Source organism: Bradyrhizobium sp. AUGA SZCCT0160 (assembly GCF_018130105.1).
Classification (GTDB): Bacteria; Pseudomonadota; Alphaproteobacteria; order Rhizobiales; family Xanthobacteraceae; genus Bradyrhizobium.
This window is the reverse complement of record NZ_JAFCMD010000018.1, coordinates 116793-140632: the sequence shown is the minus strand read 5'-3', so window position 1 is coordinate 140632 and position 23840 is coordinate 116793. Positions and strand designations below refer to the sequence as shown.

At 63.0% G+C, this 23840-nt stretch carries 17 protein-coding genes; 9 read left to right on the top strand and 8 right to left on the bottom strand.

What is annotated here, in order from left to right:
- Nucleotides 1-22: 22 nt before the first annotated feature.
- Genes JQ558_RS26070 through JQ558_RS26060 form a run of 3 tightly spaced genes read left to right on the top strand, consistent with a single transcriptional unit; the run spans nt 23 to nt 3459 of the window.
- Entirely contained in the window at nt 23-1492 is a 1470-nt protein-coding gene (locus tag JQ558_RS26070) for a CpaF family protein (RefSeq protein WP_212206270.1), read from the top strand.
- Nucleotides 1492-2469, top strand: coding sequence for a type II secretion system F family protein (locus tag JQ558_RS26065; protein WP_212206268.1), 978 nt, complete (start codon nt 1492-1494; stop codon nt 2467-2469). The genes JQ558_RS26070 and JQ558_RS26065 overlap by 1 nt, the downstream gene beginning before the upstream one ends.
- Nucleotides 2470-2478: 9 nt before the next feature.
- Nucleotides 2479-3459, top strand: coding sequence for a type II secretion system F family protein (locus JQ558_RS26060; RefSeq protein WP_212274975.1), 981 nt, complete (start codon nt 2479-2481; stop codon nt 3457-3459).
- Between the two features lie 219 nt (nt 3460-3678).
- Here the strand turns inward: JQ558_RS26060 and JQ558_RS26055 are convergent, their stop codons facing one another.
- Nucleotides 3679-4509 (bottom strand): tetratricopeptide repeat protein, encoded by an 831-nt coding sequence (locus JQ558_RS26055; RefSeq protein WP_212295578.1) that lies wholly within the window; start codon nt 4507-4509, stop codon nt 3679-3681.
- 213 nt (nt 4510-4722) lie between these two features.
- Between JQ558_RS26055 and JQ558_RS26050 the strand changes: the two genes are divergently transcribed.
- A complete protein-coding gene (locus JQ558_RS26050) occupies nt 4723-6105 on the top strand; it encodes a M17 family metallopeptidase (protein ID WP_212295577.1) in 1383 nt (460 codons plus the stop codon).
- Nucleotides 6098-6940 (top strand): NlpC/P60 family protein, encoded by an 843-nt coding sequence (locus tag JQ558_RS26045; protein ID WP_212295576.1) that lies wholly within the window; start codon nt 6098-6100, stop codon nt 6938-6940. Before JQ558_RS26050 ends, JQ558_RS26045 begins: the two co-directional genes overlap by 8 nt.
- A 56-nt stretch (nt 6941-6996) precedes the next feature.
- Here JQ558_RS26045 and JQ558_RS26040 read toward each other — a convergent pair whose 3' ends face one another.
- The 6 genes from JQ558_RS26040 to JQ558_RS26015 all read right to left on the bottom strand — a co-directional run bounded on the left by JQ558_RS26040 (nt 6997) and on the right by JQ558_RS26015 (nt 15540).
- The gene (locus tag JQ558_RS26040; protein WP_212295575.1) at nt 6997-8622 is read right to left on the bottom strand and encodes an ABC transporter ATP-binding protein; all 1626 of its coding nucleotides are present in this window, start codon (nt 8620-8622) and stop codon (nt 6997-6999) included.
- 7 nt (nt 8623-8629) lie between these two features.
- Nucleotides 8630-9808 carry an ABC transporter permease gene (locus JQ558_RS26035; RefSeq protein ID WP_212274980.1) on the bottom strand — a complete coding sequence of 393 codons (1179 nt, stop codon included), beginning with the start codon at nt 9806-9808 and terminating at the stop codon, nt 8630-8632.
- The gene (locus JQ558_RS26030) at nt 9808-10914 is read right to left on the bottom strand and encodes a microcin C ABC transporter permease YejB (RefSeq protein ID WP_212274981.1); all 1107 of its coding nucleotides are present in this window, start codon (nt 10912-10914) and stop codon (nt 9808-9810) included. The genes JQ558_RS26035 and JQ558_RS26030 overlap by 1 nt, the downstream gene beginning before the upstream one ends.
- Before the next feature lie 3 nt (nt 10915-10917).
- Nucleotides 10918-12786 (bottom strand): extracellular solute-binding protein, encoded by a 1869-nt coding sequence (locus JQ558_RS26025; protein ID WP_212295594.1) that lies wholly within the window; start codon nt 12784-12786, stop codon nt 10918-10920.
- A 23-nt stretch (nt 12787-12809) separates the two neighbouring features.
- Nucleotides 12810-14660 carry an extracellular solute-binding protein gene (locus tag JQ558_RS26020; protein WP_212295593.1) on the bottom strand — a complete coding sequence of 617 codons (1851 nt, stop codon included), beginning with the start codon at nt 14658-14660 and terminating at the stop codon, nt 12810-12812.
- Between the two features lie 331 nt (nt 14661-14991).
- A complete protein-coding gene (locus JQ558_RS26015; protein ID WP_212206243.1) occupies nt 14992-15540 on the bottom strand; it encodes a cytochrome c family protein in 549 nt (182 codons plus the stop codon).
- Nucleotides 15541-15749: 209 nt separating this feature from the next.
- Here JQ558_RS26015 and JQ558_RS26010 point away from each other — a divergent pair, with 209 nt between their 5' ends.
- Nucleotides 15750-16490 (top strand): 3-deoxy-manno-octulosonate cytidylyltransferase, encoded by a 741-nt coding sequence (locus JQ558_RS26010; protein ID WP_212206235.1) that lies wholly within the window; start codon nt 15750-15752, stop codon nt 16488-16490.
- A 30-nt stretch (nt 16491-16520) separates the two neighbouring features.
- Complete coding sequence (locus JQ558_RS26005) at nt 16521-17381, top strand: prephenate dehydratase (RefSeq protein WP_212274984.1); 861 nt, start codon at nt 16521-16523, stop codon at nt 17379-17381.
- 153 nt (nt 17382-17534) lie between these two features.
- Here JQ558_RS26005 and JQ558_RS26000 read toward each other — a convergent pair whose 3' ends face one another.
- Nucleotides 17535-18554 carry an LLM class flavin-dependent oxidoreductase gene (locus tag JQ558_RS26000; RefSeq protein ID WP_212295574.1) on the bottom strand — a complete coding sequence of 340 codons (1020 nt, stop codon included), beginning with the start codon at nt 18552-18554 and terminating at the stop codon, nt 17535-17537.
- Nucleotides 18555-18949: 395 nt separating this feature from the next.
- Here JQ558_RS26000 and metF point away from each other — a divergent pair, with 395 nt between their 5' ends.
- Nucleotides 18950-19864 carry a methylenetetrahydrofolate reductase [NAD(P)H] gene (gene metF, locus JQ558_RS25995; RefSeq protein WP_192737128.1) on the top strand — a complete coding sequence of 305 codons (915 nt, stop codon included), beginning with the start codon at nt 18950-18952 and terminating at the stop codon, nt 19862-19864.
- A 4-nt stretch (nt 19865-19868) separates the two neighbouring features.
- Complete coding sequence (metH, locus tag JQ558_RS25990) at nt 19869-23723, top strand: methionine synthase (RefSeq protein ID WP_212295573.1); 3855 nt, start codon at nt 19869-19871, stop codon at nt 23721-23723.
- The last annotated feature ends 117 nt before the right edge of the window (nt 23724-23840 follow it).

Below are 23840 nucleotides of genomic sequence, written 5' to 3'. Positions count from 1 at the left end.
GCCGTCCGCGTGGAGTACGATCGTGTTTGGTAAGCGTAGCGGAGACAACGACACGCGGGCGCCGAAGCCCGCCATTCACGCGCCGGAGCCATCCGGCATGGCGGCCGCTTCGCGTGAAATGGCCGCGCCGACCGTATCTTCACCGCCGATCGCGCCCTCGAAACCGCCGCCGGCGCCCGCCATGGAAGCGCGGCGCTCCGACAATTATTACCAGGTCAAGGCCACGATCTTCGGCGCCCTGATCGAGGCGATCGACCTTGCCCAGCTCGCCAAACTCGACGGCGAGTCGGCGCGCGAGGAAATTCGCGACATCGTCAACGAGATCATCGCGATCAAGAACATCGTGATGTCGATTGCCGAGCAGGAAGAGCTGCTCGACGACATCTGCAACGACGTGCTCGGTTACGGTCCGCTGGAGCCGCTATTGTCGCGCGACGACATCGCCGACATCATGGTCAATGGCGCCGGCACGGTGTTCATCGAAGTCGCCGGCAAGATCCAGAAGACCGGCATCCGGTTTCGCGACAACCAGCAGCTGCTCAACATCTGCCAGCGCATCGTCAGCCAGGTCGGCCGGCGCGTCGACGAATCATCGCCGATCTGCGACGCGCGTCTCGCCGACGGCTCCCGCGTCAACGCCATCGTGCCGCCGCTGGCGATCGACGGGCCCGCGCTCACCATCCGAAAATTCAAAAAGGACAAGCTGACCCTCGAGCAGCTGGTCAAGTTCGGCGCCATCTCGCCGGAAGGCGCGGAAATCCTCCAGATCATCGGCCGCGTCCGCTGCAACGTGCTGATCTCCGGCGGCACCGGCTCCGGCAAGACCACGCTCTTGAACTGCCTGACCCAGTTCATCGAGCATGACGAGCGCGTCATCACCTGCGAAGACGCCGCCGAACTCCAGCTGCAGCAACCGCACGTGGTGCGGCTGGAAACCCGGCCGCCCAACATCGAAGGCGAAGGCCAGGTCACGATGCGCGAACTGGTCCGCAACTGCCTGCGTATGCGGCCCGAACGCATCATCGTCGGCGAAGTCCGCGGACCCGAGGCATTCGACCTGCTGCAGGCGATGAACACCGGCCATGACGGCTCGATGGGAACGCTGCATGCCAACAACCCGCGCGAAGCTTTATCGCGCTGCGAATCGATGATCACGATGGGCGGATTTTCGCTGCCGTCCCGCACCATTCGCGAGATGATCTGCGCCTCGATCGACGTCATCGTGCAGGCCGCGCGTCTGCGCGACGGCTCGCGGCGCATCACCCACATTACCGAGGTGATGGGCATGGAAGGCGATACCATCATCACCCAGGACCTGTTCCTGTATGACATGATCGGCGAAGACGCCAACGGCAAGATCATCGGCAAGCATCGCTCGACCGGCATCGGACGCCCGCGGTTCTGGGAACGCGCACGATATTACGGCGAGGAGAAGCGGCTCGCGGCTGCGCTTGATGCCGCCGAAGTCACAGCTGAACCCGGAGCACGCTGATGTCCATGCAAGCGCTCGCACTGGCCTTTCTTGCATTCACCGCGATTGGCGGCATTGCCTGGGTTTTCGTCTACCCATTGCTGTCCGGCGAGAAGAAAGCGGAATCGCGCCGCGCCTCGATCGCGCGGTCCGAACCGACGGCGGCGCGTCAGGCCGACAAGAACCAGCGTTCACGCCGCGAACAGGTCGAGGGGTCGCTGAAGGATCTCGAGTCGCGCCGGCTGAAGGAAAAATCGGTTCCCCTGAGCACCCGCATCACCCAGGCCGGACTTTCCTGGTCGACGCAGAAATTCTGGATCATCTCCGGCGTCCTGGCTGCGGTCGCCGGTTTCGCCGCGTTCAGCGCCGGAGGCGGAGTTTTGGGCGCCCTCGGCATGGCCTTCGGCGCGGGCTTCGGGCTGCCGCGCTGGCTGCTGGGTTACCTCAAGACGAAGCGCGAAAAGGCATTTTTGAAAGCGCTGCCGGACGCGGTCGACGTGATCGTCCGTGGCATCAAGGCCGGACTGCCGCTGTTCGAATCGATCAAGGTGGTCGCGGCCGACTCGCCGGAGCCGCTGAGGAGCGAGTTCCTGGCCATCATCGAAACCCAAACCATCGGGATGCCGCTCGGCGAAGCCTGCGCGCGCCTTTATGAAAGGATGCCGGTGCCGGAAGCCAACTTCTTCGGCATCGTGATCGCGATCCAGCAGAAATCGGGCGGCAATCTGTCGGAAGCGCTCGGCAACCTTTCGAAGGTGCTGCGCGACCGCAAGAAGATGGCGGAGAAAATTCAGGCGATGTCGATGGAAGCCAAGGCCTCCGCCGCCATCATCGGCTCTCTTCCGCCGGTCGTGATGGTGCTGGTCTGGATTACAACGCCCGACTACATCTCGCTTCTGTGGACCGACCGGCTCGGCCAATTCATGCTTGTGTGCTGCGTTGGCTGGATGACGATCGGCGTTCTCGTGATGAAGAAAATGATCAACTTCGACTTCTGACGGTGTAACATGGTTGAGTTCCTCATAAACAAGATGCACGACGCCCGGTTCATGACCATGTTCCTGGCCGCCATTGCCGCGACCCTGACCGCCTACACGCTGGTCACGCCGCTGTTCGCCGGCGAAGGCCTCGCCAAGCGCATGAAAGCAGTCGCCAGCGAGCGGGAACGGATCCGGCAGCGCGAGCGCGACCGTCTTGCCAAAACGGAGAAGGTATCGCTGCGCCAGAGCCCGAAGCAGCTGGTTTCCAAGGTGGTGGAAGACTTCAACCTGACCAAATGGCTGGCGCAGGAAGCCGCACGCGACAAGCTGATCATGGCCGGCTACCGCGGCCATGCGCCCTACGTCACGTTCCTGTTCGCCCGCGCGGTGACGCCGATCGTGCTTTTCATCGGCGCGGTGCTCTACGTCTTCGTCATCACGCACATGGACAAATCGATGCCGGTCAAGATCGGCATCTGCCTCGGCGCGGCCTATTTCGGGCTGCAGGCGCCGATGCTGTTCCTGCAGAACGCGATCACCAAGCGCCAGCTTTCGATCAAGCGTGCGTTCCCCGACGCGCTCGACCTGCTCTTGATCTGTATCGAGTCCGGCATGTCGGTCGAAGTCGCCTTTCGCAAGGTCTCCACCGAAATCGTCTCGCAATCGGTGGCGCTGTCGGAAGAATTCGCGCTGACCACGGCCGAACTGTCCTATCTGCAGGACCGCAAGGTGGCCTATGAGAACCTGGCGAAGCGTACCGGCCTCGACGGCGTCAAATCGGTCTGTCTGGCCTTGCAGCAGTCCGAACGCTACGGAACGCCGCTCGGCCAGAGCTTGCGCGTGATGGCGCAGGAAAACCGCGACATGCGCATGAACGAGGCCGAGAAGAAGGCGGCCGCCTTGCCGCCGAAGCTGACCGTGCCGATGATCCTGTTCTTCCTGCCGTGCCTGTTCATCGTCATTCTCGGGCCGACCTACATCAAGCTGCAGACGACGACGATCCTCTAAAGCATCATCGGTCCTGATTGAATCAGAACCGATAGCCGCTTTGGCGCGTTTTCTACCGCAGACGGGCCTACGCAAGCTGCGTAAACTCGATTGCTGTGCAAACCGGTAGCCACCCCCGGATCAAGTCCGAGGGCACGCTTCGCTCGAAAACGTTCTGAATCGGAACCCACCAGAAAATCTGGATTGAGCGGTCCGGCCGATCGATCCGCCGCGCAGCTATCAGTCGGGCCGGTTGAGCGCGGCCACCGGAACGGTCTTGCCGCCGCGCGGATCCTTGCGGCTCAGCATTTCCCGCAGATAGGCCACGTTCGCCGCGGCCTCCTCGGACGGCAGATCGCCCTTGGCGATGGTCTCGGCCTCAGTGAAACGGCCCTGCAAGCCGACCACCAGCGCCAGATTCTGCCGCACCCGCGCGTCCGCCCGCGGATTGCCATAGGCACGCCGCAGCGCCGCCTCGGCGTCGGGCAGTTCGCGCGTCAGCATGTAGGACAGGCCGAGATTGGACAGCACCGACGGTTCTTCCGGCGCGATCTTCAGCGCGCTGGCATAATAGCGGCGGGCTTCCTCGTGCTTGGCGAGCTTGTCGAGCACGGTGCCCTGCACCGAGAGGATGCGCCAGTCGGGATTGTCGGGCGAATGGGCGCGGCTGAGAACGTCGAAGGCGGCTTGCGAATTGCCGTTGTCGGCGAGCGCGCGGCCATAACCGGCGAGCAGCGCCTTGTTGCCGGGATGGGCGATGGTGGCCTGTTCGAGAACGGCGGCGGCCTGCGAACGCTGGCCTGTGGCACGCAGCGCCTGGCCATAGGCCAGGGCGGCGTTGGCATCCTTGGGATTGGCGCGATAGCGCTCGCCATAGACTTCGACGGCACGACGCGGATCGTCGGGAATGGCGGGAGCGGCGGCGCTGCTGCTGGACTTCTGGGTCAGCGCGCCCGTCACATCGGACATGGTCTGGCAGCCGCCAAGGCTTGCGGCCAAAATCGCCGTCACGGCCGCGGAGGCGAGAAACCGGGCCACATTGGGTCGGACAAGGCTGGATGATGGACGCATGGCACTTCAACTCACGATTTCGGGTGGAGCCGAACACGCCAGCACTAGACTGTTAACCCTAACGGCTGGTTAATCGGCAGGCGGGAGCTCCGGCTCTGCGTTGGGCCCCCGACGGGGTTTTGACGTACAATTTTGCAGCTTCACCATTGAAGTCACACGAATATCCTGCAAGCTCGGCAGCTGACCGAGCCGCCCTATTTCCGCGAGACAAGCATGCAATCCCCGTTCGAGACCGCGCCCGCCGCCTCCAGCATTCCGATTTATTTTGCCACCAAGGCGACATGGGCCACGGTCAGCAAGGAGCTTCCTCCACACGCCCAGCAATTTGCTCTCGCCAACGATTTTGCCGCCAAGCCCGGCAAGTGCCTGACGCTCCCCTCGCCCGATGGAGGGATCGCGCAGGTCATCTTCGGTCTCGAAGAGGAAGGCAGCAAATCCCGTGACCTGTTCCGGCCCGGCGCGCTGCCGGGGCTGCTGCCGCCTGGCGTCTATCGCTTCGCCAATGCGCCGCACGACACGCGTCTGGCCACGCTCGCCTTTGCTCTCGGCAGCTACCGATTCGGCCGCTATCGCAAGACCGACAAACCCGATGTGCGCCTGGTGCCACCCGATGGCGTGGACATATCGGACGTCGCGCGGATGGCAGAAGCGGCCTCGCTGGCGCGCGACCTCATCAATACGCCGTCGAACGACATGGGCCCGGAAGAGCTGGCGGCGGCCGCCGGGCAACTCGCGGCGCGCTTCGGCGCCAGCTTCAAGACAATTGTCGGCGACGAATTGATCCAACAGAATTTCCCGCTGATCCACGCGGTCGGCATGGCCTCGACGCGCGCGCCGCGGCTGATCGATATGAGCTGGGGCGACCTTGATCATCCCAAGGTGACGCTGGTCGGCAAGGGCGTGTGCTTCGACACCGGCGGGCTCGACCTAAAACCCTCCAGCGGCATGCTGATCATGAAGAAAGACATGGGCGGTGCGGCCAATGTGCTGGCGCTGGCCCAGATGGTCATGGATGCCAAGCTGAATGTCCGGCTGCGGGTGCTGATCCCCGCCGTCGAGAACGCGGTGGCCGGCAACGCCTTCCGCCCGCTCGACATCTTCAAGTCGCGCAAGGGACTTAACGTCGAGATCGGCAACACCGACGCCGAGGGCCGGCTGGTGCTGGCCGACGCGCTGGCGTTTGCCTGCGAAGAGAAGCCCGATTTGCTGGTCGATCTGGGAACCCTGACCGGTGCGGCGCGTGTTGCATTGGGGCCGGATTTACCGCCCTTTTACACCAATGATGAGACGCTGGCGCAGGATGTTGCGCGTTTCGCAACCGGGGAGCAGGATCCGTTGTGGCGCATGCCGCTGTGGCCGGCCTACGATTCCTGGCTGGATTCGAAAGTCGCCGATATCAACAACGCGCCGTCGGGCGGTTTTGCCGGTTCGATCACCTGCGCGCTGTTCCTGCAGCGCTTCGTCTCCGACGCCCAAAGCTGGCTGCATGTCGATATCTACGGCTGGACTCCGTCGGCCAAACCCGCGCGCCCCGAGGGCGGCGAATGCCAGGCCGCGCGCGCGATCTATAAACTATTGAGCGAACGCTATGGATGATCCACGCCTGACCCCGGCCCGTCCGGACCTCGCCGCCAAATATCTCGAAGGCAAGGTCACGGCGGCGCGCTTTGTGACCGGTGAGGAATTCTGTGTGGTCGATGCGATCGCGCCGCTGCGCGAGGCGCCGGCCGCCGACGCCGCGTTGCTGACGCAGGCGCTGAAAGGCGAACGCGTCACGATCTACGACCGCAACGGCGAAGGCTTTGCCTGGGGCCAATTGAACAGCGACGGCTATGTCGGCTGGATTCCCGATGCCGCGCTCGGCAAACCATCTGCCGCGCCGACCCACAAGGTCACGGTGCTACGGACCTTTGCGTTTCCGGCCGCGTCGATCAAGCTGCCGCCGGTGGATACGCTGTCGCTGGGGACGTTGATCACGGTGGCGCGCGAGGACGGCGCGTTCGCCGTCACGCGCGAAGGCTGGTACCTGCCGCGCCGGCATGTCGGTAGTCTGGAGGCGATGGAAAAGGACTTTGTTGCGGTCGCGGAAAAATTCGTCGGCACGCCCTATCTGTGGGGCGGCAAGAGCAGCCTCGGCATCGACTGCTCCGGCCTCGTGCAGGTTTCGCTTAACGCCGCCGGCACCGGCTGCCCGCGCGACAGCGACATGCAGCAGGACGGCCTCGGCCGCGCCTTGAATCCCTCCGAAACCAAGAAGCTGCAACGCGGCGACCTGATCTTCTGGAAGGGCCATGTCGCGATCGTGCGCGACGCCGACACCATCGTCCACGCCAACGCGCATCACATGGCAACGGTAGTTGAAAATACGGCCGAGGCCATCGCCCGCATCAGGGCGGCAGGCAGCGAAGTGACGTCGATCAAGCGGCTTTAGTTCTCTGACGCGTTTTCTTTACGCGAACCGGTGTCCACTTCGCTCGAAAACGCTATCTAGACCTCTACCGTCCCATCCGGCACCGCTTCGATTCGGAATGCGGCGGCGAACAGCGCGCGGGTGTAGTCGCTCTGCGGATTCTTGAACAGCTCGGCGGCTGGCCCCTTCTCCACCACCTTGCCGTGACGCATCACGATCAGATGGCTGGCGAGCGACGCGACCACGCGCAGATCATGCGAGATGAACATGTAGGTGAGGTCGCGCTTGCGCTGCAGCTCGCGCAAGAGATCCACCATCTGGGCCTGGAACAGCATGTCGAGCGCGCTGGTCGGCTCGTCCAGCACGACGAAATCGGGCTCCAGCACCACGGCGCGCGCGATGGAGATGCGCTGGCGCTGGCCGCCCGAGAATTCATGCGGATAGCGAAACCGGGTCTTGGGGTCGAGGCCGACATCCGTCAGCGCCTTGATGACGCGCGCCTCGCGCTCCTCATATGTCAGCTTGGGTTGATGCACAGTCAGGCCCTCGGCGACGATATCGCCGACCGACATGCGCGGTGAGAGCGCGCCGAACGGATCCTGAAACACGATCTGCATGTCGCGGCGGAACGGCAGCATCGCCTTGAAACGCAGGCCCTGGATGTTGTTGCCGAGGAACACGATCGGCCCGTCCGACGAGATCAGCCGCAGCAGCGCGAGGCCGAGCGTGGTCTTGCCGGAACCGGACTCGCCGACAACGCCGAGCGTCTCACCCTTGCGCACCGCAAGGCTGACGCCGTCAACCGCCTTGATGTGATCGACGGTTCGGCGCAGCAGGCCGCGCTTGACCGGAAACCAGACCTTCAAATTATCCGCCGACATCACCACCGGTGAATCGGGCCGCGGCGGCGCCGGGTCGGGCTTTGGTTCGGCCGCAAGCAGGTCCCGTGTGTATGAATGCTTAGGCGCCGTAAAAACCTGTTCCACCGGCCCCTGCTCGACAATCTTGCCGCCATTCATGACGCAGACGACATCGGCGATGCGGCGGACGATGCCAAGATCATGGGTGATGAACAGCATGCTCATGCCGAGCCGCGTGCGGATTTCGGCCAGCAGCGCCAGGATCTGGGCCTGCACCGTGACATCCAGCGCCGTGGTCGGTTCGTCCGCGATCAACAGGTCCGGCTCGTTGGCGAGCGCCATCGCGATCATGACGCGCTGGCGCTGGCCGCCGGACAATTGATGCGGATAGCTTTGCAGCCGCCGGTCCGGATCGGGAATGCCGACCTGGGTCAGGAGTTCGAGCGTGCGTGCCCGCGCCATCGCGCCGCGGACGCCGTTGTGGAGAAACAGGATCTCGCCGATCTGCGCCTCGATCGTATGCAGCGGATTGAGCGAGGTCATCGGCTCCTGGAAGATGATCGAGATGTCGTTGCCGCGGATTCCGCGCATCTCGTTCTCGGGCGCGGTCAACAGATCCTGGCCGCGAAAGCGAATGCTGCCGGAAGGATGCGAGGCGCTCGGATACGGCAGCAGCCTCAGGATCGACAACGCACTGACGGATTTTCCGGAGCCGGATTCGCCAACCAGGGCCACGCACTCGCCGCGCCGAATCGAAAACGAGACATGATCCACCGCAAGGCTGTCGCCGAACGCCACCGAGAGATCGCGGACATCGAGCAGAGGCTGGTTGATGGCGTCCATGCTGCTCTTACCTGAACGTCTTGCGCGGATCGAAGGCGTCGCGTGCGGCCTCGCCGATGAAGATCAACAGCGACAGCATGATCGCGACCGAGAAGAAACCGGTGAGGCCGAGCCAGGGCGCCTGCACGTTGGCTTTTGCCTGCGCCAGCAATTCGCCCAGCGACGGCGAGCCCGGCGGCAGACCGAAACCGAGGAAATCCAGCGCCGTCAGCGTCATCACCGACGACGACACGATGAACGGCAGGAACGTCATGGTCGCCACCATCGCGTTCGGCAACAGGTGGCGGAACATGATCCTGGCATTGGAGACGCCGAGCGCCCGCGCCGCCTGGATGTATTCGAAATTGCGGCCGCGCAAGAATTCGGCGCGCACCAGGCCCACCAGCGACACCCAGGAAAACAGCAGGAGAATGCCGAGCAGGATGAAGAAGCCCGGCGGCAGCACCGCCGAGATGATCAGCAGCAGATAGAGCGAGGGTATCGCGTTCCAGATCTCGATGAAGCGCTGGAACAGCAAATCGGTCATGCCGCCGAAATAGCCCTGCACGCCGCCCGCGGCGATGCCGATGATCGAGGACAAGATCGTCAAGGTCAGGCCGAACAGAACCGAGATGCGAAAGCCGTAGATCAAGCGCGCGACCACGTCGCGGCCCTGGTCGTCGGTGCCGAGCCAGTTGTATTCGAGGTCGCTGCAGCCGTTCAGCCCCTTCTTCGTCACCACTTCCTTGCACTGGGCTTCAGTGAGCATCCAGGTCGGCTTCGACGGCGCCGGCGTTGGCAAATCGAGGTTATGCGTGCTGTAGGAATAGCGGATCAGCGGCCAGATGATGGTGCCGCCCTTGTCGGCGATCTGCTTCTGCAAGTAGGGGTCGCGGTAGTCGGCGGCGGTCTCGAAGTCGCCGCCGAAGGTGGTTTCGGAATAGCTGACGAAGGCAGGCCAATAGAGACGACCGTCGTACTTGATCAAAAATGGCCTGTCGTTGGCGATCAGCTCCGCAAACAGCGAGACCACGAACAGGACCATGAAGATCCAGAACGACCAGTACCCCCTGCGATTGGCCTTGAAGTTCTGCCAGCGGCGGCGGTTGAGCGGCGACGGCGTGAAGGCATGGCGCGTCATCGGCACGGCCTCGCCGAGCGGCGATTGCGTCGTGGTCTCGACCGGCTGGGGTGCGGTGATCGTCATCAGACCTCACGCGCCTCGAAGTCGATCCGTGGATCGACCCACATATAAGCGAGGTCGGAGATCAGATTGACCACGAGGCCGACCAGCGAAAAGATGAACAACGTTCCGAACACAACGGGATAGTCGCGGTTCAGCACGCTTTCGAAACCGAGCAGGCCGAGCCCGTCGAGCGAGAAGATCGTCTCGATCAGGAGCGAGCCGGAGAAAAAGGCGGAAATGAACGCGCTCGGAAAACCCGCGATCACGATCAGCATCGCGTTGCGGAAGACGTGATTATACAGCACCTGCCGCTCGCCGCAGCCCTTGGCGCGCGCCGTCATCACATATTGCTTGCGGATCTCGTCGAGGAACGAGTTCTTGGTCAGCAGCGTCATGGTGGCGAAGGCGCCGAGCGCCATCGCGATCAGCGGCAGCGTGAGGTGCCAGAAATAGTCGATGATTTTCCAGTACCAGGGGAACTGCGCCCAGCCGTCCGAGGTCAGCCCGCGCAGCGGGAAGATGTTGAAGAACGAGCCGCCGGCGAACAGGATGATCAACAGGATCGCGAACAGGAAGCCGGGAATCGCAAACCCGACGATGATGATCGCCGAGGTCCAGGTGTCGAACCGCGAGCCGTCCTGCACCGCCTTGCGGATGCCGAGCGGGATCGAGATCAGATAGGTCAACAGCGTCATCCAGATCCCGAGCGACATCGAGACCGGCAGCTTCTCCTTGATCAGCTGGATCACGCTGACGTCGCGAAAGTAGCTCTTGCCGAAATCGAACCGCGCGAAATTCCACACCATCAGCGCGAAGCGTTCGTACGCCGGCTTGTCGAAGCCGAACTGCGCTTCCAGCTTCTTGATGAATTCCGGATCGAGCCCCTGCGCGCCGCGGTATTTCGAGCTGACGGCGTCCGCCGATGCGCCGACCTGGCCGCGCGGACCCATGTCGCCGCCGCCCCCCGATATTCTGGAGGTGCCACCGGTGTCGGCGCCGGAGAGCTGCGCGAGCACGCGCTCGACCGGACCGCCCGGCGCGAACTGCACCACGATGAACGACACGAACAGGATGCCGAGCAGCGTCGGAAGCATCAGGAAAATACGGCGGGCGATATAAGCGGCCATGAATTACTTCGCCTGCTCGAGTTTCGCAGCCTTGTTGGCCTCGAACCACCAGTTGTCAGGCGCTCCGGTGCCTTGCGTGTAGCGTGCCGGCTTGGGCGGATGGGAAAATTGATCCCAATAGGCGATCGGGTGATTGGTGCGAAACCACTGCGGCACCCAATAGCGGCCGGCCCGAAACACCCGATCCAGCGCACGGCACGCGATCGTCAGATCAGCGCGCGTTTCGGCGCCGATGGCCTTGTCGACCAGCGCGTCGATTGCAGGATTAGCTACTCCCGCCAAATTGTACGACCCCTTGGTGGCCGCCGCATGCGATGTGAAGTAAGGCCGCAGGCTGTCACCCGGCGTCGGCGACATGCTGAGGCGCATCGTCGTCATGTCGAAGTCGAACGACTCCACGCGAGCGCGATACTGTACGGCGTCGATCAGCCGGATTTCCGCCTCGATCCCGAGCAGTTCCAGGTTCTTGATGAAGGTCGCATGATGCGGTTTGAACGAGGGCTCGTCGAGCAGAAACTCGATCTTCAAGACCTCGCCGTTCGGCAGCAGGCGCTTGCGGTCCTTCACCATAAGTCCCGCGTCCTGCAGCAACTGCCCGGCCTTGCGCAGCAAAGTCCGGTCCTGGCCCGACCCATCCGACACCGGCGGCACGAACGGCTCGCCGAACACCTCGGCGGGCACCTGCCCGCGGAACGGCTCGAGCAGCTTCAGCTCTTCAGGCGACGGCAGCCCGGTCGCCACCATGTCCGAATTCTGGAACGGCGAAACCGTGCGCGCATAGGCGCCGTACATCACGGTCTTGTTGGTCCATTCGAAATCGAACGCGTTGATGACCGCTTCGCGTACCCTGGGGTCTTTCAGCTTGTCGCGGCGGGTGTTGAAGAACCAGCCCTGCCCACCCGAAGGCAATTCATCCGGCAGGGTTTCACGTTTGACCCGGCCGTCCTTGACCGCGGGAAAATCGTAACGGGTGGCCCAGATGCGCGCCGTGAATTCCTCGCGGTAGAGATAATTCTTGCCGGTAAAGCCTTCGAACGCGACATCGCGGTCGCGATAGAACTCATAACGCACGGTGTCGAAATTGTAGCTGCCGCGATTGACGGGAAGATCGGCCGCCCACCAGTCCTTGACGCGGTCGTATTCGACGAAGCGGTTGATCTCGTATTTGCCGACCTTGTACGGTCCCGAACCGAGCGGGATATCGGTGGTCGATTCCTCGAATGGCCGCGTCGCGTAATAGGCTTTGGAGAAGATCGGCAGGCTAGCGACATAAAGCGGAACGTCGCGCGCGCGGTTTGGCGCAAACATCACGGCCACCGTCGCATCGTCGAGCGGCTCGGCCTTCACCATGTCGCGCAGCTGGACCACAATCAGCGGATGGCCTTTTTCCTTCAGCGTGTTGAGCGAGAAGGCGACGTCGTGCGCCGTCATCTTCGAGCCATCGCGAAAGCGAGCCTCGGGGCGCATGGTGAAGCGGTAGGTGAGCTTGTCCGGCGAAATCCGCACCGACTTCGCCGCAAGGCCATACATCGCGTCGGGCTCGTCATTGGCGCGCGCCATCAGCGAATCAAAGGTCAGCTCCATGCCCTTGGCGCCCTCGCCCTTGAGGATGAAAGCGTTGAACGAATTGAACGTCTGGAAGGACTGGTTGTAGGCGCGGGTCGACGGGATCGTGGAAAATAAGCCGCCCTTCGGCGCATCCGGATTGACGTAGTCGAAATGCTTGAAGTCAGCCGGGTATTTCAGGTCGCCGAAGACCGACATGCCGTGCATCTCGGTGCCGCCATTGTCGGCGGCGGCGGGACGAAACATGCTGGCACTCACCGCGCCGAGGCCGAGCCCCAGCACGTGCCGGCGATTGAGGTGCGCCATCCGGTTTTCCTTGCGCTTTTCCTTCAACTGCGCTTTCCGATCTTGGCTGCCTTTTCGGCATCATACCACCACAGCGAGGGAAGGCCCGAACGGCCGTATTTTGGCAACGGCTCGGCGTGGCTGAAACGATCCCAGCGGGCGTAGCGCGAGAAACCATAGGTGAATTGGGGTATGACATAGAAGTTCCAGAGCAGCACACGGTCCAGCGCTCGGGTCGCCGCCACCAATTCCTCACGGTCCTTGGCAAAAATCACTTGCTCGATCAGCGCATCGACGGCGGGATTCTTGATGCCGACGGTGTTCCTCGAACCCGGCTGATCGGCGGTGCGCGAACTCCAGAATTCCCGTTGCTCATTGCCCGGTGACAGAGACTGCCCCCATTGGTCGATGATCATGTCGAAATCGAAACTGCGGATGCGATTTTGATATTGCGCGTCATCGGCCACCCGGATCGACGTCGTGACTCCGATGCGCTCAAGTGATGGCTTGAAAAACAGGGCAATGCGCTCGGCGGGCGGATCCTGCACCAGGATTTCCACGGTAACAGGCTTGCCGTTGCTATCAACGAGCTTCTGGTCGCGTACCAGAAAGCCTGCCTCCTTCAGAAGCCTCGCACTCTCCCGCAAATTGGCGCGCACCGCCTCCGGATTGCCGCCAACCGGATTGACATAGGGCTTTGTGAAGACTTCGGCGGGCACCTTGTCACGCACCGCTTCGAGGATTTGCAGTTCACGTCCTTCCGGCAACCCGGATGATGCAAGCTCTGTACCCTCGAAGTAGCTGTTGATGCGCTTGTACTGGCTATAGAAGAGCTGCTTGTTCATCTCCTCGAAATCGTAGGCGTAATTGAATGCCCGCCGCAAACGCGCATCCTTGAATTGATCCCGGCGCAAATTGAGCACGAAGGCCTGCATCCGGCCTGAATCGTTGATCTTGAATTCTTCCTTGACGACCCGCTTGTCGACGACAGCCGGAAATTCATACTGGGTTGCCCATTGCTTGGCCGAATTCTCGCTAATCCAGTCCGCTTGGTCTGCCTTGAAGGCCTCCAGCGCAACCAGATTGTCGCGAAAGAACTCGAAGCGCAGTTGGTCGAAATTGTTCGTTCCAATTTGAGCCGGAATTTGCGCACCCCAATAGTCCTTAACGCGCTCTAGGGTGACGGAGCGGCCCGCAACGAATTCCTTGATCCGATAAGGACCCGAGCCCAGCGGCGGCTCCAATGTCGTTGACGAGATGTCGCGCTTGCGGCCCTGGCTGTCGGTGCCTTCCCAATAGTGCTTGGGCAAGACCGGCAATTCACCGACGATGGTCGGCAGTTCACGATTTCCCGGACCGTCAAACGTGAACTTGATATCGCGCTCGCCGGCCTTCTCTGTCTTGACCACGTGCCGGTAATAGGAGCCGTACATCGGGCTGAACTGCTTCAACACATCAATCGAGAAAATCACATCTTCGGGCGTGACCGGCTTGCCGTCGTGCCAGCGCGCCTCCTTGCGGAGACGGTAGACGACCCAGGAAAAGTCTTCCGGATGAGCCGCCGCTTCGGCCAGTAGGCCATATTCGGTGACGACCTCGTCCTGCGATTTGGTCATCAGCGTCTCATAGATCAGCGTGGCGGCCGGCGCGAGCGAGCCTTTAACGCCGGCGACGGCGAGATTGAAGTTATCAAACGTGCCGATCGAGATCATCCGGGCGACGCCGCCCTTGGGGGCGCTCGGATTGACATAGTCGAAATGTTTGAAGTCGGCTGGATACTTGATGTCACCGAACAGGGAGAGCGCGTGGCGCCATTGCAGCCCATTGATTTCGGACTGGGCGCGGGCGACGTCAATCGCGAAAAGGTTCGCATTAAGCCCCAGCGCCGGGGCCATCGCCGCCACAGCGCCGCCTTGCAGGAGGTGTCGTCGGGTGATCGCCAATGCAGAATTCCTGTTGCTGTGGGACCAAGGTCTGATCTTCAGGGCATAATCGCAGGGGTACGATCCTAATCAGAAAACCGGTGTCCGCTTTTCCGGATCATGCTCCAGTGAGGGCCCAGTATAAGGCAAGGGTGCGACGAATTTCGTTGCTTTTTCCTCATGTTATCAGCCAACGCAACGCGCCGGTGCGGCGAAAGGTCCCGATAACAACAACGCGATATGCAAACGGCCAGGCAATGCCTGGCCGTCATGTCGCCGAAGTCCATGCAGGACTGTCGAAATGTTATTTCGCCGCCGTCGGCAGCGGCACCGGCTTGTCCGCCAGCGTGGCCAGATAAGCAATCACGTCGGCGCGCTCGCTGTCCTTTGTGATACCGGCAAAGCCCATCGCGGTGCCCGGAATAAAGCCCTTCGGATTGGCGAGGAACTTGTTCATGTCGTCAAAGGTCCAGGTGCCACCCTTGCCCTTCATCGCGGCCGAGAAGTTGAAGCCGGCGCGCCCCTCGCCCTTCTTCTCGTTGATGACACCGAACAGGTTCGGACCGACCCGGTTGGGGCCGCCCTTTTCGAAGGTGTGGCAGGCCGCGCACTTCTTGGCGGCGCCGGCGCCCTTTTCAACCGAGGCGGTCTGCAGCAATTTCTCGATCGGCTCTGACGGCGCCGCGGCTTCCTTGGCCCCGCCCTGCGTCACTTCCTTCACGGCGATCTCGAAGCCCGGCTTTTCCGGCATATGGGGCGCGAAAATCGCGTTGGCGGCGAAGCTCGTCACCAGGACGAGAAGACAGGTGGCGAGAACGGCGCCGAGAATTTTGTTGAGTTCGAAGGAGTCCATAGTGGCTCAGGCTCCAGGCCTTAAAGGATCGACTTAAAGGCCGGCAAACGGCCGCGGTTTAGCCTCAGGAATCAGGCTTTCGCGCCGCACCCTCAGCAGGGTTGAGATATCGGTTTGCCCGGGCTCTGGCAACCCGTATAAACGCCCCGACTTTCCGCCAATCCCCATTATTTCCGGCCTGTTTTCGCTAGCCCGTGACCTCGCGCCCGATGACCGAAACCCGCAACCTGGTGCTGATTCCCGCCCGCATGGCCGCCACAAGGCTGCCCGGCAAGCCGCTGCTGGACATCGGCGGGGTGCCGATGATCGTTCATGTGCTGCGGCGGGCGGAAGCTGCCAACATCGGCCGGGTCGCGGTCGCCACCGATACGGCGGAAATCGCCGCCGCGGTGACCGCCCATGGCGGCGAAGCGGTCATGACCCGCCCAGACCACCCGTCCGGCTCGGACCGGATTTACGAGGCGATGAAGGCGCTCGATCCCGACGGCGAGGCCGAGATCATCGTCAATCTGCAGGGCGATTTTCCGACCATCTCGCCGGAGAATATCCGTGACGTGCTGCCGCCGCTGGCCGATCCGGCGGTCGATATCGCGACGCTGGCGGCCCAAATCCATACCGAGGAAGAGGACCTCGCGCCGAGCGTGGTCAAGGCGGTCGGCTCGCCGATCGGCCCGCGGCGGTTGCGGGCGCTTTATTTTACGCGGGCGACGGCGCCCACCGGCGTCGGGCCGCGCTACCATCATATCGGCCTTTACGCCTATCGCCGCGCCGCGCTGGAGCGCTTTGTGGCGCTGCCGCCCTCGCCGCTCGAGCAGCAGGAGAAACTCGAGCAGCTCCGAGCGCTGGAAGCCGGCATGCGGATCGACGTCATGATCGTGGACACGGTCCCGCGGGGCGTCGATACCCCGGCCGACCTCGAAACCGCCCGCCAGATGCTGGCCAAAACCTGAACGGCTGATACAAGGCCCCAGAAAGACGACATGACAAGCAAGCTGAAAATCGCGTTCCAGGGCGAACCTGGTGCCAACTCCCATATCGCCATCGTCGAGGCCTATCCGGACGCCGAGCCGTTGCCGTGCCCGACCTTCGAGGACGCGCTGGCCGCGATCTCCTCAGGCGAAGCGGATTTGGGGATGATCCCGATCGAGAATTCGGTCGCCGGCCGCGTCGCCGATATCCATCATCTGCTGCCGCATTCCGGGCTGTTCATCGTCGGCGAGTGGTTTCTGCCGATCCACCACCAGCTGATGGCGCCGCGCGGCGCCAAACTCGCCGACATCAAGACCGTCGAGAGCCACGTCCACGCGCTCGGCCAGTGCCGCCGCATCATCCGCAAGCTTGGCATCAAGCCGGTCGTTTCGGGCGACACCGCCGGAAGCGCGCGCATCGTCGCCGAACGCGGTGACAAGCATTGCGCCTCGATTGCGTCACGCCTCGCCGCCAATATCTACGGTCTCGACATTCTGGCCGAGGACGTCGAGGACGAGGCCCACAACACCACGCGCTTTGTGGTGCTGGCGCGCGAAGCCCAGTGGGCCGAGCAGGGATCGGGGCCGCTGGTGACGACTTTTGTTTTCCGGGTGCGCAACCTTCCCGCCGCGCTCTACAAGGCACTCGGCGGTTTTGCCACCAACGGCGTCAACATGACCAAGCTGGAAAGCTACATGGTCGACGGCGAATTCTTCGCCACGCAATTCTACGCCGATGTCGACGGCCACCCCGAGGACCGGAGCCTGGCGTTCGCGCTGGAGGAGCTGAAATTCTTCTCGCGCGAATTCCGCATTGTCGGCGTCTACCCGGCGCAGCCGTTCCGCCTGACGTTCAGCGAGATGGTGGATTAAGTGGCGCGGCGAAACTCTCTCAACACGTCGTCCCGGCCTTGAGCCGGGACCCATAGCCACCGGCCTTCGTGATGAAGGAAGGCAATAACCAGTTCATCCAATAATAATTGCTGCGGCGTATGGGTCCCGGCTCAAGGCCGGGACGACACCGTGCTACGCCGCGGCTTTGCTGCTGAGCCCGAACGCATCCGCCAGCAAGCTGTACGACTTCTTGCGTGCGTCGTGGTCGTAGACCGCGGTGATGATCATCAATTCTTCCGGCTGGCTTGCCGTGATCATCGGCTGCAGCTTGGCCATCAGGGTTGCCGGACTGCCGACGAACAGCCGCGAGCGGTTGCGCGCGATCGAGGCCCGTTCGGCGTCCGAATAGGGATAGGCCAGCGCCTCCTCGACATCAGGCAGTGGCAGATACTGGCCGCGGTCGCGGCGCAGGCGATTGAGGTCCATCGAGGACGCCAGCTTTTCGGCCTCGGCGTCGGTTTCGGCGGCGACGGCTGCGACCGCCAGAATGCCGTGCGGCGCCGGGCGCCAGCCCGACGGTTTGAAGCGCGCGCGGTAATGCGTCATCGCCTCGATCGCATCATAGGAGGCGAAATGATGCGCGAACGCGAAGCCCATGCCGACCTGGGCGGCGAGTTCGGAACTGTAGTCGCTGGAGCCGAGCAGCCAGATCGGCGGCAGCGGCGAATCGTCCGGCATCGCGACCACATTGTTGTAGGGGTGGCCGGCCGGGAAATCGCGCGTCTCCCACAGGATGAGCTCCTGCAGCCGTTCGAGGAAATCGTCACCCTCGCGCTTGTCGAGCCGGCTGCGCAACGCGTAAGCCGTGGCGCCATCGGTGCCCGGCGCACGGCCGAGTCCGAGGTCGATGCGGCCTGGGAACAGCGCCTCCAGCATCTTGAAGCGTTCGGCCACCACCAGCGGCGCGTGATTGGGCAGCATCACGCCGCCGGAGCCGACGCGGATGTTTTTCGTCACCGCCGCGATCTGTCCGATCATCAGATCGGGTGCGGGGCTCGCGACCGAGGCGAGGTTGTGATGCTCGGCAAGCCAGTACCTGACATAGCCAAGCTCATCGACATGGCGCGCCAGATCGATGCTGTTGCGCAAGGCCGCAGCGGGTTTGGTGCCTGTGGTGACGACGGAGAGGTCGAGGACTGAAAGCGGGATCATCGCGCTAGACTAGTGCGGCCGGCGGAAGCGACAAAGGCCCGGCCTGCGCAGATCAGGCCCGCGCTGCCGGCGACGGGAGTCAGGGCTCGACACCGCTCCGCGTGGGACATGACGCCATATGCAGGATTGACATCGGTCTAGCCCACCAACTTGTTGAAGCATCTTGCAGGACTTAGAAATGGCACAACTATCTGTACTATATAATCTTTTTGTGCCGTCTGGCTCGAAGATCATTCTGCCCACCATCCTATTATAACGGCCACAAATTTCACTATTCACGTAAAAATTGGGCAAATTCCCATCCTTGATGGGCTGTATGGACGGCCTCGTTTGGCCTATTTTAGCTGATGGCCGCTAGGCCTGATGCCCGTCCGCCTGTGGAGCCTGTGAGTGCCATGACCGAAGTTACGTCCGCTGCGTCCAACGGCCACCGCGCGCTGCAATCGCCAAAAATCTCCTTTGAGTTCTTCCCGCCGAAAACCGAGGAGATGGAGCGCTCGCTCTGGGAAACCATCAACCGGTTGGCGCCGCTTGCCCCCAATTTCGTGTCGGTGACCTATGGCGCCGGCGGATCCACGCGGGAGCGCACCCATTCGACCATCGCCCGCATCCTGAAAGAGACCAATCTGACGCCGGCGGCGCATCTGACCTGCGTCGGCGCCCCGAAGGGCGAGATCGACGACGTGGTCGCGCGCTATCACGAGATCGGCGTCCGCCACATCGTGGCGCTGCGCGGCGACCCCACCACCGGCATCGGCACCGCCTACAACGCGCATCCCGACGGCTATCAAAGTTCGCCCGACCTGATCGCCGGCATCAAGAAGCGCTATCCCGATTTTGAAATCTCGGTCTCGGCCTATCCGGAGAAGCATCCGGAGAGCCCGAACCTCGACGCCGACATCGACACGCTGCAGGCCAAGGTCGACGCCGGTGCGGCGCGCGCCATCACCCAGGTGTTCTTCGATAACGACCTTTATCTGCGCTACCTCGACCGGGTCCGCGCCCGCGGCATCAACATCCCCGTAGTGCCCGGCATCATGCCGATGCACAATTTCAAGCAGGCCCGCAGCTTCGTGACCCGCGCCGGCACCACGGTGCCGTCCTGGCTCGCCGACAAGTTCGAAGGGCTCGACGACGACGCCGAGACGCGAAAGCTCGTGGCCGCAACTGTCGCGGCGGGCCAGGTGCAGAAATTGGCAAAGCAGGGCGTCGACACCTTTCACTTCTACACCATGAACCGCGCGGACCTCGTGTTCGCGATCAGCCATTTGCTGGGCATCCGTCCCAATGGCGCACAGAAAGCTGCCTGATCCGATGACCGTACCTGTGTCCCCGAAGCGAACCGCCCTGCGCGCGGCTGCCCGCGAACGCATCCTGGTGCTCGATGGCGCCATGGGCACCATGATCCAGGGCCTGCAATATGACGAGGCCGCGTTCCGCGGCGAGCGCTTCAAGGATTTCCACCGCGACGTCCGCGGCAACAACGATCTGCTGATCCTGACCCAGCCGCAGGCGATCGAGGACATCCACGCCGATTATTTGCGCGCCGGCGCCGACATCGTCGCGACCAATACCTTCTCCTCGACCTCGATCGCGCAGGCCGATTACGACATGTCGGACCTCGCCTACGAACTCAATCGCGACGGCGCGCGGCTCTGCCGCAACGCCGCCGAGCGCGTCACCGCCGAGGACGGCAAGCCGCGTTTCGTCGCCGGCGCCTTGGGCCCGACCAACCGCACCGCCTCGATCTCGCCTGATGTGTCCAACCCCGGCTACCGCGCCGTCACGTTTGACGATCTGCGCAAGTCCTATGGCGAACAGATCAACGGTCTCCTGGACGGCGGCGCCGACCTGCTGCTGGTCGAAACCATTTTTGACACGCTGAACGCCAAGGCGGCGCTCTACGCGATCTCGGAAATCTGCGAGCAACGCGGCATCGACGTGCCCGTGATGATCTCGGGCACCATCACCGACAAATCCGGCCGCCTCCTCTCGGGGCAATTGCCTGAGGCCTTCTGGAATTCGGTGCGGCATGCCAAGCCGATCACGATCGGCTTCAACTGCGCGCTCGGCGCCGAGGATCTGCGCGCCCACATCGCCGACATCGGCCGCGTCGCGGATACGCTGGTGTGCGCCTATCCGAACGCCGGCCTGCCCAATGAATTCGGCCAGTATGACGAGAGCCCGGAGTTCATGGCGGGCCTGATCGGCGAGTTCGCACAAGCCGGCCTCGTCAACATTGTCGGTGGCTGCTGCGGCACCACGCCCGCCCACATCGCGGCGATTGCTGCGGCCGTCGCCCCGCACAAGCCCCGCGCCGTTCCGGAGATCGAACCCCGTCTTCGTTTGTCCGGTCTGGAGCCGTTCGAGCTCACGCCCGCGATCCCGTTTGTGAACGTCGGCGAGCGCACCAACGTCACGGGTTCGGCGAAATTTCGTAAACTGATCACCGCCGGCGACTACACCGCAGCTTTGCAGGTCGCCCGCGACCAGGTCGAGAACGGCGCCCAGATCATCGACGTCAACATGGACGAAGGCCTGCTCGACTCCGAAGCCGCGATGGTGACGTTCCTCAACCTCGTCGCCGCCGAGCCCGATATCGCCCGCGTCCCCGTCATGGTGGACTCCTCGAAATTCAGCGTGATCGAAGCCGGCCTGAAATGCGTTCAGGGCAAGCCGGTGGTGAACTCGATCTCGATGAAGGAGGGCGAGGAAAAATTCATCCACGAGGCCCGCATCGCGCAGCGCCATGGCGCCGCCGTGGTCGTGATGGCGTTCGACGAGGTCGGACAGGCCGATACGTTCGCGCGCAAGACCGAGATCTGCAAACGCGCCTATGACATCCTGGTCGACCAGCTCGGCTTCCCGCCCGAGGACATCATCTTCGACCCGAACATCTTTGCGATCGCGACCGGGCTGGAGGAGCACAATAATTACGGCGTCGACTTCATCGAGGCGACGCGCTGGATCCGCCAGAACCTGCCGCATGCCCATATTTCCGGCGGCGTCTCCAACCTGTCGTTCTCGTTCCGCGGCAATGAGCCGGTGCGCGAGGCGATGCATTCGGTGTTCCTGTATCACGCCATCAAGGCCGGCATGGACATGGGCATCGTCAATGCCGGGCAGATGATCGTCTATGACGACATCGACCCCGAGCTGCGCCAGGTGTGCGAAGACGTCATCCTCAACCGCGATCCCGGTGCGTCCGAAAAACTGCTGGCGCTGGCGGAGAAATTCCGCGGCAAGGAGAAGCAGACCAAGGAGCAGGATCTGGCCTGGCGCGAATGGCCGGTCGAGAAGCGGCTTTCTCACGCGCTGGTGCACGGCATCACCGAATATATCGAGGAAGACACCGAGGCGGCGCGCAAGACCGTCGAGCGGCCGCTCAACGTGATCGAAGGCCCGCTGATGGACGGCATGAACATCGTCGGCGACCTCTTCGGCGACGGCAAGATGTTCCTGCCGCAGGTGGTGAAGTCCGCCCGCGTCATGAAGCAGGCGGTGGCCTATCTGATGCCGTTCATGGAAGAGGAGAAGGCGCGCAACCTCGCCAATGGCGTCACCAGCAACGGCGGCCGCAACGCCGCCGGCAAGATCGTGCTCGCGACCGTCAAGGGCGACGTCCACGACATCGGCAAGAACATCGTCGGCATCGTGCTGCAATGTAACAATTTCGAGGTGATCGACCTCGGCGTCATGGTGCCGGCCGCCAAGATCATCGAGACGGCCAAGGCCGAGGGCGCCGACATCATCGGGCTGTCCGGCCTGATCACGCCCTCGCTGGACGAGATGAGTTTTCTCGCCGGCGAGATGCAACGGCAGGGCATGAACATGCCGCTGTTGATCGGTGGCGCCACCACCAGCCGCGTTCACACCGCCGTCAAGATCGACCCGAACTACAAGGGCGGCCCGGTGGTTCATGTCAACGACGCCAGCCGCGCCGTCGGCGTGGCTTCTTCGCTGCTGTCGCCGGACCGCCGCGAGGCCTATGCCGCCGACATCCGGACCGAATACGCGAAAATCTCCGCGGCGCATTTCCGCGCCCAGGCCGACAAGAAGCGGCTGAAGCTGGCGGATGCGCGCGCCAACGCGATGACCATCGATTTCGCCAAGACGCCGCCATCGAGGCCGGCGTTCCTCGGCATCCGGAGCTTTGACGCCTACGACCTTGTTGAATTGGCCGAATACATCGACTGGACGCCGTTCTTCCAGACCTGGGAACTGACCGGGCGCTTCCCGGCCATTCTCGACGATCCCAAGATCGGCGAAGTCGCCCGCTCGCTCTATGACGACGCCCGCAAGATGCTGGACCTGATCATCAAGGAGAAGTGGTTCACGGCGCGCGCCACCATCGGCTTCTGGCCGGCCAACGCTGTCGGCGACGACATCAAGGTTTATGCCGACGATAGCCGCAAGACCGAGATCGCGACCTTCCACACGCTGCGCCAGCAACTGGAGAAGCGCGAAGGCCGCTTCAACTCGGCATTGTCCGACTTCATCGCGCCGGTCTCTTCCGGCGTGCCCGACTATATCGGCGCCTTCGTCGTCACCGCCGGGATCGGCGAGGACGTCGTCGCCGACCGCTTCAAGAACGCCAATGACGATTACTCCTCGATCCTGTGCAAGGCACTGGCCGATCGTCTCGCCGAAGCCTTCGCCGAACGGATGCATGCGCGCGTACGCCGGGAATTCTGGGGCTATGCACCGGACGAGGCGCTGGCGCCGGATCAGCTGATCCTTGAACAATATGCCGGCATCCGTCCGGCGCCCGGTTACCCCGCGCAGCCTGATCACACCGAGAAGGCGACGCTGTTCCGGCTGCTCGACGCGGAGAACACCGCGGGCGTAAAACTCACCGAGAGTTATGCGATGTGGCCGGGCTCGTCGGTGTCCGGGCTCTATTTCAGCCACGCCGAGAGTTTTTACTTCGGCGTCGGCAAGATCGAGCGCGACCAGGTCGAGGACTACGCCGCGCGCAAGGGCATGAGCGTCGCCGAGACCGAGCGCTGGCTGGCCCCGGTGTTGAATTATATCCCCTCGCAGGATCAGCCGGCGGCAGCGGCGCCCGCGCCGATCGCGGCGGTCCCCGCCAACGATGTCGCCTCGCATCCGCCGGGGTGCACCTGCGCGGTGCATCTGGCGTATCGCAAGAAGGCGGTGGGAGCGTAAGGCTTCCCGGCATATACCACTGTCATCACCGGGCTTGACCCGGTGATCCATCATCAGGAGACTCTCTCGAAGGTGGATGGATGCCCGGGTCAAGCCCGGGCATGACAGAGTGTGCCG

Excerpts from the sequence above, each read along its gene's own strand:
- JQ558_RS26065 (WP_212206268.1), top strand. The coding sequence starts at position 1,492 with ATGTCCATGCAAGCGCTCGCACTGGCCTTTCTTGCATTCACCGCGATT.
- JQ558_RS26045 (WP_212295576.1), top strand. The coding sequence starts at position 6,098 with ATGGATGATCCACGCCTGACCCCGGCCCGTCCGGACCTCGCCGCCAAA.
- metH (WP_212295573.1), top strand. The coding sequence starts at position 19,869 with ATGACCGTACCTGTGTCCCCGAAGCGAACCGCCCTGCGCGCGGCTGCC.
- JQ558_RS26005 (WP_212274984.1), top strand. The coding sequence starts at position 16,521 with ATGACAAGCAAGCTGAAAATCGCGTTCCAGGGCGAACCTGGTGCCAAC.
- JQ558_RS26015 (WP_212206243.1), bottom strand. The coding sequence starts at position 15,540 with ATGGACTCCTTCGAACTCAACAAAATTCTCGGCGCCGTTCTCGCCACC.
- JQ558_RS26000 (WP_212295574.1), bottom strand. The coding sequence starts at position 18,554 with ATGATCCCGCTTTCAGTCCTCGACCTCTCCGTCGTCACCACAGGCACC.
- JQ558_RS26010 (WP_212206235.1), top strand. The coding sequence starts at position 15,750 with ATGACCGAAACCCGCAACCTGGTGCTGATTCCCGCCCGCATGGCCGCC.
- JQ558_RS26035 (WP_212274980.1), bottom strand. The coding sequence starts at position 9,808 with ATGACGATCACCGCACCCCAGCCGGTCGAGACCACGACGCAATCGCCG.
- JQ558_RS26020 (WP_212295593.1), bottom strand. The coding sequence starts at position 14,660 with ATGGCCCCGGCGCTGGGGCTTAATGCGAACCTTTTCGCGATTGACGTC.
- JQ558_RS26025 (WP_212295594.1), bottom strand. The coding sequence starts at position 12,786 with ATGGCGCACCTCAATCGCCGGCACGTGCTGGGGCTCGGCCTCGGCGCG.
- JQ558_RS26040 (WP_212295575.1), bottom strand. The coding sequence starts at position 8,622 with ATGGACGCCATCAACCAGCCTCTGCTCGATGTCCGCGATCTCTCGGTG.
- JQ558_RS26055 (WP_212295578.1), bottom strand. The coding sequence starts at position 4,509 with ATGCGTCCATCATCCAGCCTTGTCCGACCCAATGTGGCCCGGTTTCTC.
- metF (WP_192737128.1), top strand. The coding sequence starts at position 18,950 with ATGACCGAAGTTACGTCCGCTGCGTCCAACGGCCACCGCGCGCTGCAA.
- JQ558_RS26060 (WP_212274975.1), top strand. The coding sequence starts at position 2,479 with ATGGTTGAGTTCCTCATAAACAAGATGCACGACGCCCGGTTCATGACC.
- JQ558_RS26050 (WP_212295577.1), top strand. The coding sequence starts at position 4,723 with ATGCAATCCCCGTTCGAGACCGCGCCCGCCGCCTCCAGCATTCCGATT.
- JQ558_RS26030 (WP_212274981.1), bottom strand. The coding sequence starts at position 10,914 with ATGGCCGCTTATATCGCCCGCCGTATTTTCCTGATGCTTCCGACGCTG.